The organism is Pseudomonas sp. NBRC 111138, assembly GCF_001320835.1.
Classification (GTDB): domain Bacteria; phylum Pseudomonadota; class Gammaproteobacteria; order Pseudomonadales; family Pseudomonadaceae; genus Aquipseudomonas; species Aquipseudomonas paracarnis.
Genome location: NZ_BCBO01000079.1, coordinates 1 through 8,374 on the forward strand (window position 1 = coordinate 1; position 8,374 = coordinate 8,374).

Here is an 8,374-nt window from a genome sequence, read left to right on the forward strand (position 1 = left end):
ATGAAGCGTTCGTGCGCGACGGTACCAACCTGGCCATTGCCGAGCAGATCAAGGGCGGCATCACCTGCTTCTCGGACATGTATTTCTACCCCAAGGTCGCCAGTGACTGCGTGCACAACAGCGGTATGCGTGCGCAGATCGCACTGCCGATCCTCGACTTCCCGATCCCCGGCGCCAGCAGTGCCGACGAGGCGATTCGCCAGGGTATCGAGCTGTTCGGCGACCTCAAGCACCACCCGCGCATCAAAATCACCTTCGGCCCCCACGCGCCCTACACCGTGTGCGATGCCAACCTGGAAAAGATCCGAGTGATCGCCGAAGAGCTGGACGCCGTGATCCATATGCACGTTCACGAAACTGCCTTTGAAGTGCAGCAAGCCGTCGAGCAGACCGGCGAGCGGCCATTGGCGCGCCTGGCTCGACTTGGCCTGCTGGGCCCGCGCTTTCAGGCCGTGCACATGACCCAAATCAGCGAAGACGACCTGGCTTTACTGGTAGAAAGCAACACCAGCGTCATTCACTGCCCGGAATCGAACCTGAAACTGGCCAGCGGCTTTTGCCCGGTGGAGCGCTTGTGGCAGGCTGGCGTCAACGTGGCCATCGGCACCGACGGCGCTGCCAGCAACAATGACTTGGATTTGCTCGGCGAAACTCGCACGGCGGCGATGCTGGCCAAGGCCGTGGCCGGCTCGGCCACTGCGCTGGATGCCCACCGCGCCCTGCGCATGGCCACACTCAACGGCGCCAGGGCGATGGGCCTGGACAGCCAGATTGGCTCCCTGGAAGTCGGCAAGGCGGCAGACATCGTCGCTTTTGATCTTTCCGGGCTGGCGCAACAACCGATCTACGATCCGGTCTCACAGCTTATATATGCCACCGGGCGCGATTGCGTGAAACACCTTTGGGTTGCCGGCAAGCCATTGCTCGACGACCGGCAATTGACCCGCATGGATGAACAACAGTTGACCGCCACGGCCATTGCCTGGGGCCAACGCATCAGCGGGCACAGCGAATAACGACGCGGCTGAAGCCTTGGGTTCAGCCGCGACACACCGACTTATCAGATTCAGAGGATTCACCATGAGCAACGTCGATCACGCCGAAATCGCCAAGTTTGAAGCCCTGGCTCACCGCTGGTGGGACCGCGAGAGCGAATTCAAACCCCTGCACGATATCAACCCACTGCGGGTCAACTGGATTGACGAGCGCGTCAACCTGGCCGGCAAGAAGGTGCTGGACGTCGGTTGCGGCGGCGGCATCCTCAGCGAAGCCATGGCCCAGCGCGGCGCCACCGTCATGGGCATCGACATGGGTGAAGCGCCGCTGGCCGTGGCCCAGTTGCACCAGCTCGAATCCGGCGTGAGCGTGGAGTACCGCCAGATCACCGCCGAAGCCCTGGCCGAGGAAATGCCCGAGCAGTTCGACGTGGTCACCTGCCTGGAAATGCTCGAACACGTGCCAGACCCGTCCTCGGTGATCCGTGCGTGCTTCCGTATGGTCAAGCCCGGCGGCCAGGTGTTCTTCTCCACCATCAACCGCAACCCCAAGGCTTACCTGTTCGCGATCATCGGCGCCGAATACATCATGAAGCTGCTGCCGCGTGGCACCCATGATTTCAAGAAATTCATCCGCCCTTCCGAGCTGGGTGCGTGGAGCCGCCAGGCCGGGCTGACCGTCAAGGACATCATCGGCCTGACCTACAACCCGCTGACCAAGCACTACAAGCTGGCCAACGACGTTGACGTCAACTACATGATCCAGACCCTGCGCGAGGAGTAAGCCTGTGAAGTTGCGAGCGGTTCTCTTCGACATGGACGGTACCCTGCTGGACACCGCGCCGGACTTTATCGCCATCTGCCAGGCCATGCGCGCCGACCGAGGCCTGGCGCCGATCAACCCGCAGCACATCCGCGATGAAATCTCCGGCGGTGCCCGGGCGATGGTTGCCGTGACCTTCTCGATGGATCCTGAATCCCCAGGCTTTGAAGAGCTGCGCCAGGAATTCCTGGAGCGCTACCTCAAGGACTGCGCGGTGCACAGCAAACTGTTCGACGGCATGGCCGAACTGCTGGAAGACATCGAGAAAGCCAAGCTGATCTGGGGCGTGGTCACCAACAAGCCGGTGCGCTTTGCCGAACCGATCATGCAGCGCCTGGGCCTGGCCGAACGCTCGGCCGTGCTGATCTGCCCGGACCATGTGAAAAACAGCAAGCCGGACCCGGAGCCGATGATCCTGGCGTGCAAAATGCTCGACCTGGACCCGGCCAGCGTGCTGTTCGTGGGCGATGACCTGCGCGACATCGAATCCGGCCGCGACGCCGGTACGCGCACGGCGGCGGTCACCTATGGCTATATCCACCCGGATGACAACCCACGCCACTGGGGCGCGGATGTGGTGGTGGATCACCCGCTGGAATTGCGCAAGGTGCTGGATAACGCGCTGTGCAGTTGCTGATTGTTCGAAGATCTCAACAACGCTGAGATCAATGTGGGAGCTGGCTTGCCTGCGATAGCGGCCTGCCAGCCAGCACATCTGGCGGCAGTTAGTCCGCCATCGCAGGCAAGCCAGCTCCCACGGGAAATGGATTCCACTTCAAGTGGTGTATCACCTTGAATTTTGTCGAGGCTATTTATGTTTGATTACTCTGCACCGCCAGAACTGCTCAAAGGCCGGACCATCCTGGTAACCGGCGCCGGTCGCGGGATTGGCGCGGCAGCGGCGAAGACCTATGCCGCCCATGGCGCCACCGTGTTGTTGCTGGGCAAGACCGAAGCCAACCTGGCCCAGGTGTATGACGAGATCGAAGCCGCGGGCCACCCACAGCCGGTGGTAATCCCGTTCAACCTGGAGACCGCCCTGCCCCATCAATACGATGAGCTGGCAGCGATGATCGAAAAGGCATTCGGCCACCTCGACGGCTTGTTACACAACGCCTCGATCATCGGCCCGCGCACGCCCATCGAGCAGTTGTCCGGCGAGAACTTCATGCGGGTGATGCACGTCAACGTCAACGCGATGTTCATGCTGACCAGCACTTTGCTGCCGCTGCTCAAGCTGTCCCAGGACGCGTCGGTGGTGTTCACCTCCAGCAGTGTCGGGCGCAAGGGCCGTGCTTATTGGGGTGCCTATGGCGTGTCCAAGTTCGCCACCGAGGGGCTGATGCAAACCCTGGCCGATGAGCTGGAAGATGTGGCCGCAGTGCGCGCCAACAGCATCAACCCGGGCGGCACCCGCACCAGCATGCGCGCCCAGGCGTACCCAGGGGAAAACCCGATGGAAAGGCCGGCGCCGGAAGAGATCATGCCGGTGTACCTGTACCTGATGGGGCCCGACAGTGCCGGCATCAATGGCCAGGCCTTCGATGCGCAATAAGCCCTGACACACCGCAAAACAAAGGTGGGAGCTGGCTTGCCTGCGATAGCGGTGGTGAATATTCCATCGCCATCGCAGGCAAGCCAGCTCCCACATTGCTTTGTGGTGTAGTTAAAAACTCAGTTTTTGACCACTTCCTCCAAGGTGAAACGTCCCAACGGGTTCTGCAGGAAGTTGCTTACGTTCTTGCGTGAGATGTTGATGTACGGGCTGTAGTACAGGTCAATCCAGTTCACATCCTGCTTGGCCAGTTTCTGCAACTCCACATACATTTGCTCACGCTTGGCCGGGTCTGCCTCGATCCGCGCGGCCGCCACCAACGCCTTGACCTGGTCGTTCTTGTAGCGGGTCATGTAGTTCTGGTTGGTGTCGTGGCCCAGTACGAAGGTGGTTTTCTGGTCAGGGTCAAGGATGTCGTTGGTCCAGTACATCACCGAAATATCGTATTCACCGTCCACCAGCATCTGCCAGCTTTGGGTGGGGTCGACTTTCTGCAGGTTGGCGGTCACGCCGACCTTGGCTAGCTGGTCCTTGATGATCACCGCGATCTGCTCGTCGGCCTCGTTGCCGGCGTTGACCACGTAGTTGAGCTTCAAGTCCTGGGCACCCGCAGCGGCCAGCAGCTTCTTGGCTTCGGCCGGGTCGTACGGGCGTTGCAGGTTGTTGGCGTAGTGGTACAGCGAGCCCTTTGGAATGTAGGAATAAGCCACGGTGCCTTGACCGTAAGTGACGGCTTTGACCAACGATTGCTTGTCGATGGCCATGTCCAGGGCCTGGCGCACTTGCGGCTTGGCCAACAAGCCGTGCTCGTGGTTGATCAACAGGTGATCTTCACGGGTGGACGGGTCGGCGTGGATCACCACGTTCTGGTCTTTCTTCAGCTCTTCCACGCGGGAGAACGGTACAAAGATCGCCGTGTCGAGTTCGTTGTTCTGCACCATGCGCATGCGCGTGTTGTCATCGGTCACCGACACCCATTCCACGCCGTCCAGGCTCACGCTGCCGGCCTGCCAGAAATTCGGGTTTTTCTTCAGGATCACGCGGTCGCCCTTGCGCCACTCGTCCACGGTAAACGCGCCGGACGTCACCGGGTTTTCCGAGTAGGCGTCTTCGCCCATCTTGGTCATGGCTTTTTCCGACAGGATCGACACCGTCGGCGACGCCAGTTGCGAGAGGAAGGCCACAGCCGGGGTTTTCAGGGTGACCACCAGGGTCTTGGCATCGCTGGCCGTGGCGGTGTTGATCAGGCTGAACGGGTCGCTCCACAACGAGGCCTTGTTGTCGCGGATGCGCAGCAGGCTGAACGCGGCGTCGGCGGCAGTGATCGGCGAGCCGTCAGAGAACTTCGCCTCGCGCAGCTTGAAGGTGTAGGTCAGGCCATCCTTGGAAATGTCCCAGCTTTCGGCGAGGCCCGGTTCCATCTTGGTGCCCAGGTTATCCACGCGCACCAGGGTGTCGTAGACGTTGGCAAATACCCAGGTGTCGCGGTTTTGCGCGCTTTTGATCGGGTCGAAAGTGGTGCTGTCTTCACGGCAGCCGATGGTGAGCACACCGGCGGCATGGGCCAGGCCGGCGGTCAGCGACCAGGCCGTGAGGGTAGCGGCGGCGAGCAATTTCAAATGGCGCGAGTGCATATCACAACTCCTTGTTAATGAATGGCAGAGGGTCAAAGCAAAGGGTCTTCAAGCACGCAACTGTACCGATGCTCGTGCTGGAAATGGGTGGGGGGCAATACCGAGGAACACATGGCTTGCGCATACCGGCAACGCGGGTGAAAGGCACAGCCTGTCGGCAGATTCAGCGGGCTCGGCGGTTCGCCGGGCAATGGCTGCGCAGGCAATGGCCGGTGCGGATCGATCTCCGGGATGGCCTGGATCAGCGCCGCCGTGTACGGGTGACGGGGCGCGGTGAACACCGCTTCCACCGGGCCTTCTTCGACGATCTTGCCCAGGTACATCACCGCCACGCGGTCGCATAGGCGCCTTACGATGGCCAGGTCATGGGCGATAAACAGGATCGCCAGGTTCATACGCTGTTGCAGTTCCAGCAGCAGGTTGATGATCTGGCCCTGGATCGACACATCCAGCGCGGCCACGCATTCATCGGCAATGATCAGGCGTGGCTCCACCGCCAGCGCCCGGGCGATCCCCACGCGCTGGCACTGGCCACCACTGAGCGAGCCGGGCTTGCGTGAAGCCAGCTCAGGACGCAAGCCGACCAGTTCGAGCAACTCATTCACACGATCAGGAATCTGCTGCGCCGCCACCTTACGCTGCACACGCAGTACCTCGGCGATGGTTTCGCCAATGCTGTGCCGTGGATTGAGCGCGGCGTAGGGGTCCTGGAAAATCATCGCGGTCTCATGCCGCAGCCGGGCGATGTCGATGGCACTGCCATGGGCCATGTCGATACCGTCGAACAACACCTGCCCGGCGCTGATCGGGTTGAGGTGCAGAATGGCCCGGCCCAGGGTGCTTTTGCCACTGCCGGACTCGCCCACCAAACCCAGGGTTTCACCGGCGGCGAGGTTCAGCGATACCCCGTTCACCGCCCTCACCCACTGGCGGTTGAGGCCAAACAGGCCGCTGCCGGACGCCGTAAAGCGCACTTCCAAATCCTTGACCTGTAACAGGCTCATGGGCGCGCTCCCAACGGGTAGTGACAGGCCACGCGTGCGCCTTGGGGCAGCAACTCGGCGCACAAGGCGCCGGCCTGTGGGCAGCGCGGGTGGAAGCGGCAGCCGTCGGGCAATGCATCGAGCAACGGCGGCTGGCCAGCAATGGTGCGCAACAACGCATGCCCGCTGCTGTGGGCTGGCTGGCAGTCGATCAGGCCTGCGGTATACGGATGTTGCGGTTGGGCCAGCAGTTCGTATTTGCTGCCGTGCTCGCACAGGCGCCCGGCATACATCACGGCGATGGCATCGCAGGTTTGCGCCACCACGCCCAGGTCATGGGTGATCATGATGATCGACAGGCCACGCTGGTCGCGCAGGTCGAGCAACAGCCGCAGGATTTGCGCCTGCACCGTCACATCCAGGGCCGTGGTCGGTTCGTCGGCGATCAACACTTTCGGGTTGCAGCCCAGGGCCACGGCGATCATGGCGCGCTGGCGCATGCCTCCGGAAAACTCATGGGGGTAATTGTCGACTCGCGCCTGGGGGTCGGGAATCCCGACCTGACGCAATACCTCGATCGCCTGCAAGCGCGCGTCTTTTTTCGACGCGCCTTGGTGCAGGCGGATGCCCTCGGCGATCTGCTCACCGATGCGCATCAACGGGTCCAGGTGGCTGCTGGGGTTCTGGAAGACCATGCCCAACTGCCCGCCGCGCACGGCACGCATGCCGGCATCATCCAGTGCCAACAGGTCCTGGCCGGCCAACTGCACAGCGCCGCCCTGCACGCGCAGATTGGGCGATGGCAACAGACGCATCAGGCCGCGACAGGCCATGGTCTTGCCGGAACCGCTCTCGCCCACCAGGCCAAGGATTTCACCTTCGGCCAGGTCGAAGGACACCCGATCCACCAAGGTGACCTCACGCCCGGCGTTGTTGGCGATCACACTGAGGTCGCGCACCTGCAACAGGCTCATGAGCGCTCTCCCAATACCTGCGCAACACCATCGGCCAACAGGCTGAAGCCCATGGCCAAGGTCACGATGGCCAGGCCCGGGAAGGTGCAGATCCACCAGGCGGTGGTGATAAAGGCTTGCCCCTCGGCCACCATCGTCCCCCATTCGGCGGTCGGTGGTTGCACCCCCAGGCCCAGGTAACTGACGGCGGCGCCGTTGAGCAGCACCAGCACCGCGTCGGACATGGAAAACACAATGGAGCCAAACAGCGCATTAGGCAGCAAATGCCGGAACAGAATGCGCCCATGGCCAAAGCCCAGGCTCTTGGCGGCCAGGGCGAACTCGCTTTCCTTGAGCACCAGGATCTGCGAGCGAATCAGGCGCGCGTACGACACCCAGCCCACCAGCGCCATGGCGATGTAAAAACTCTGCAAGCCCGGCCCGAGGATGGCCATGATCGCCAGCATCAGCACCAGGAACGGGAACGCCAGCACCACATCGATCACACGCATGCAGACACTGTCGAAACGCCCGCCGATATAACCCGAGACCGCACCGATAAAGGTGCCAATGATGAACGGGAAGATCACCCCGATAACCGCCAACTGCAGGTCGATGCGCGCCCCCCAGATCACCCTCGACAGGATGTCCCTGCCGTAATTGTCCGTACCCAACGGATGGGCAAGGCTGGGGGCCAGCAAACTCATGCTGGTGTCCTGCGCGATAGGGTCATAGGGCGCGACCCACGGCGCAAACAGCGCCAGGGCCAACCACGCGAACAGGATCAACAAACCCCATGCGGCGGTCAGCCGGCCATTGCGAAAACCAAAGCGCAGGCGCAAGCGCCACGGGGCGATCAGGGGGCGACTGCTCATTGCATCTTCACCCGTGGGTCGAGGGCCACGGTTACCAGGTCGGCCAGGAAGTTGACCACCACCGTGGCACAGGCCAGCACCATCGCCACACCCTGCACCACCATGTAGTCACGGGTGAAAATGCCGCGCACCAGCAACTGGCCGATGCCTGGAATCGCGAACAGGCTTTCGATGACCACCGTGCCGCTGATCAGCCAACCGATGTTGACGGCCAGCAGGTTGACCGCCGGCACCAGGGCGTTGGGCAGTACATGCCGGCGAAACACCGCGCCTTCCGCCAGCCCGCGTGCACGTGCGGCGATGACGTGATCCGCCTGCAACTCCATCAACATGCTCGCCCGCAGGTTGCGCACCAGCACCGCCGACAGCGCCAGGGCGATAGTCAGGCATGGCAAAAGCATGTGGTGCGCCTTATCCAGCCAGGTGCGCCCGTAACCGGATACCGGGAACAAGCCCCATTTCACGCTGAGCAGCAGGATCAGCATCAACCCCAGCCAGAACGCCGGCATGCCCAGGCCGACCGTGGTGAACACGCGGATCAGCTTGTCCGCCCAAC

The 8,374-nt window shown here is 62.2% G+C and carries 9 protein-coding genes; 4 read left to right on the forward strand and 5 right to left on the reverse strand.

The genetic code is table 11. The features are described from left to right. The 4 genes from APH41_RS14775 to APH41_RS14790 form a co-directional block, all read left to right on the forward strand. Nucleotides 1–1,016: TRZ/ATZ family hydrolase (locus APH41_RS14775; RefSeq protein WP_054919779.1), on the forward strand; the 1,016-nt coding region annotated here is incomplete at its 5' end. A 64-nt stretch (nt 1,017–1,080) separates the two neighbouring features. Next, nucleotides 1,081–1,779, forward strand: coding sequence for a bifunctional 2-polyprenyl-6-hydroxyphenol methylase/3-demethylubiquinol 3-O-methyltransferase UbiG (gene ubiG / locus APH41_RS14780; RefSeq protein ID WP_003189760.1), 699 nt, complete (start codon nt 1,081–1,083; stop codon nt 1,777–1,779). Between the two features lie 4 nt (nt 1,780–1,783). Continuing rightward, on the forward strand, nt 1,784–2,455 hold the full coding sequence (mupP, locus tag APH41_RS14785) for an N-acetylmuramic acid 6-phosphate phosphatase MupP (RefSeq protein ID WP_003189759.1): 672 nt from the start codon (nt 1,784–1,786) through the stop codon (nt 2,453–2,455). Nucleotides 2,456–2,632: 177 nt separating this feature from the next. Next, nucleotides 2,633–3,373: a YciK family oxidoreductase gene (locus APH41_RS14790; RefSeq protein WP_003189758.1), complete on the forward strand. Its 741-nt coding sequence runs from the start codon at nt 2,633–2,635 to the stop codon at nt 3,371–3,373. 119 nt (nt 3,374–3,492) lie between these two features. Here APH41_RS14790 and APH41_RS14795 read toward each other — a convergent pair whose 3' ends face one another. The 5 genes from APH41_RS14795 to APH41_RS14815 all read right to left on the reverse strand — a co-directional run. Continuing rightward, nucleotides 3,493–5,007: an ABC transporter substrate-binding protein gene (locus APH41_RS14795; RefSeq protein WP_054919782.1), complete on the reverse strand. Its 1,515-nt coding sequence runs from the start codon at nt 5,005–5,007 to the stop codon at nt 3,493–3,495. Nucleotides 5,008–5,039: 32 nt separating this feature from the next. Beyond that, nucleotides 5,040–6,011 carry an ABC transporter ATP-binding protein gene (locus APH41_RS14800; RefSeq protein ID WP_054898620.1) on the reverse strand — a complete coding sequence of 324 codons (972 nt, stop codon included), beginning with the start codon at nt 6,009–6,011 and terminating at the stop codon, nt 5,040–5,042. Further along, on the reverse strand, nt 6,008–6,964 hold the full coding sequence (locus tag APH41_RS14805) for an ABC transporter ATP-binding protein (protein ID WP_054919784.1): 957 nt from the start codon (nt 6,962–6,964) through the stop codon (nt 6,008–6,010). The genes APH41_RS14800 and APH41_RS14805 overlap by 4 nt, the downstream gene beginning before the upstream one ends. Continuing rightward, the gene (locus APH41_RS14810) at nt 6,961–7,818 is read right to left on the reverse strand and encodes an ABC transporter permease (protein ID WP_054898622.1); all 858 of its coding nucleotides are present in this window, start codon (nt 7,816–7,818) and stop codon (nt 6,961–6,963) included. The genes APH41_RS14805 and APH41_RS14810 overlap by 4 nt, the downstream gene beginning before the upstream one ends. Further along, on the reverse strand, nt 7,815–8,374 hold a 560-nt coding region (locus tag APH41_RS14815), incomplete at its 5' end, for an ABC transporter permease (RefSeq protein ID WP_156359057.1). The genes APH41_RS14810 and APH41_RS14815, both read right to left, overlap by 4 nt.

Coding starts and splice junctions, on each gene's coding strand:
- ubiG (WP_003189760.1), top strand. CDS start 1,081: ATGAGCAACGTCGATCACGCCGAAATCGCCAAGTTTGAAGCCCTGGCT.
- APH41_RS14790 (WP_003189758.1), top strand. CDS start 2,633: ATGTTTGATTACTCTGCACCGCCAGAACTGCTCAAAGGCCGGACCATC.
- APH41_RS14795 (WP_054919782.1), bottom strand. CDS start 5,007: ATGCACTCGCGCCATTTGAAATTGCTCGCCGCCGCTACCCTCACGGCC.
- APH41_RS14800 (WP_054898620.1), bottom strand. CDS start 6,011: ATGAGCCTGTTACAGGTCAAGGATTTGGAAGTGCGCTTTACGGCGTCC.
- APH41_RS14805 (WP_054919784.1), bottom strand. CDS start 6,964: ATGAGCCTGTTGCAGGTGCGCGACCTCAGTGTGATCGCCAACAACGCC.
- APH41_RS14810 (WP_054898622.1), bottom strand. CDS start 7,818: ATGAGCAGTCGCCCCCTGATCGCCCCGTGGCGCTTGCGCCTGCGCTTT.